Annotated in this window: 2 protein-coding genes and 1 pseudogene; all 3 read left to right on the top strand. The window is 41.1% G+C overall.

Translation table 11 applies throughout. The annotated features are described in order from the left end of the window. On the top strand, positions 1-374 hold a 374-nt coding region (locus A9Q93_RS10865; protein ID WP_303687427.1), incomplete at its 5' end, for a hypothetical protein. A gap of 5 nt (positions 375-379) precedes the next feature. After that, complete coding sequence (locus A9Q93_RS10860) at positions 380-1,399, top strand: hypothetical protein (protein WP_303687426.1); 1,020 nt, start codon at positions 380-382, stop codon at positions 1,397-1,399. Between the two features lie 2 nt (positions 1,400-1,401). After that, positions 1,402-1,863: pseudogene (locus A9Q93_RS10855) on the top strand (hypothetical protein); the annotation flags it as partial.

Here is a 1,863-nt window from a genome sequence, read left to right as displayed (position 1 = left end):
CCATAGAAGTCATTAATAATCTTTCTGGAAACGCCCAACTTAAATCCAGCGACACCCAAAAGGTAAAACTGCTCGTTGTGTATATCATCTCGCAGAGCATCCAAATTTTTGATCTTCAAGAGCCAGAATTTTATACGAGCACGATTCAAGAATACCGTGATGCTAGGATGGCGTGTTATTTTCTGCTCAAGAAATATACTGATACCAGTTATGCCAAGATAGGCGAGAGTTTTAAGCAGTCTAAGAGAGCTGTGATGTACAACTACCATAAATGCGATGAGATCCTTAGCATCCCAAGCTTTTACAAACCTTTTGTCGCCAAGTTTCAAGTTCTGGAAAACAACGTGGTCAACTTTATCGCAAAACTCAATTAGAATTTATGAAAGAAGAAATAGCTCAAGAAGTAAAGGACGTCCTTACCACAGCACCAGAAGAAATCACATTTGAAAGTATTCAGGGCGAAGATAGTAGTCCGCTCAACCAACCTGTGATTGAAAAAGACATCGGTGGCGAGCGACCAATAGAAAGTGATCCCGAAAAGCAAAAAAGTTGGAACGTGTGGAAACCAGACCGACCACACCAGATGCCAGAAGAACCTGTGATACCATCTAGCGAGCAACCAGAATTCCGCAAAACCGTAGAAGAAAATGTAGAACAGGAAAAACGTGAGCAACCACTAGATGCCCCAGAACAGGAAATAAATGGTGGTGGCTATGACGATGATGATGAGCCACAACCTACAGACGAAGACTTTGAACTGCCTCTAAGCCAAGCCAACCAAGCGGCTGATGCACTTTTGGGAATGTCTAACAATGTTCTGGAAGTAGGTGGCGGTTACTTTGTAAAAATCAGCAAGCACAAAGAATTCTATGAGTTTGATGAGATCATTACCGTTATCGATCAGCAGAACGATAAGAATGTTGCTCGCGTAAAGCTAGACAAGGAAGACAAAGCATTATTGCGTCCGTTACTTGCTCAAATCCTGCGTAAGAAAGCCAAAAAACTCACGCCAGAACAGCAATTAATGGGTGCAGTCCTGTCCATCTTAATGAAAAAAGCACAGGTCGTTATGGAAGTGAGAGCAGAAAATAATATTCTGGAAGAGCGCATTCTTGATATCATCCGTGATGAAAAAGCTTCAGTTCTCGAAGAAGAACAAGAAGAATTCACAGCGCAAGAAGAAGAATATGCTAATCAAGATTTTCAGGAAGAGTTAGATTTTGATGAGGAAGAAAATGTTAAGGATTATGATGAAGTTTTTGCGGAGCCACGTCAAAGTACGAAAGCAGAAAAAGAAACGCCTCAATCAACTGAAGAAGTCGATTTTGAAGATATAGATAACGATATTCCAGAAGCTACCATCCTTGAAGTAGCCGAAGACGAACCCAATACAAAATAGCTATGTCGGAACATTATAATCGCGGAAGAAAATCTATAAGCTATCTCAAAGAAGACCTAGAACGCCAACCAATGATTTTATTGGTCTGTGGCGAGACTGGTGTTGGGAAAACCTATAGAAACAAGCAAGAGATCAAACGTTATATGATGGATCATCTTGCGATTGGCAAGAAAGGTCGTAAAGTGCTGGCTTTTGATACTAACGATGATGATTATCCGCAATTCCGTACGGTAAGTCCAAATCATCTCAAGGCGTTGACCAAAGTAACTTCACGCAGAATAAGGCCTTTTAATCCTGACGGATCGCCTATGGATAATGACGAAAAGAAAGAAGTCATTACCAAAATTATGAAACATTTTAAAAATGGCTTGGTGGTTCTGGACGATATCGATCACTATATGACTGGTGCTAAGGGACAGTCGATGATCGGTGCACTCTGTACCGTGCGTCATAAGGGAATAGAC

The sequence above is a fragment of the Nonlabens dokdonensis genome (genome assembly GCF_002162835.1).
GTDB classification, from domain to species: Bacteria; Bacteroidota; Bacteroidia; order Flavobacteriales; family Flavobacteriaceae; genus Nonlabens; species Nonlabens dokdonensis_B.
Note: the sequence above shows the minus strand (reverse complement) of the source record. Positions and strands in the feature narration are given on the sequence as shown.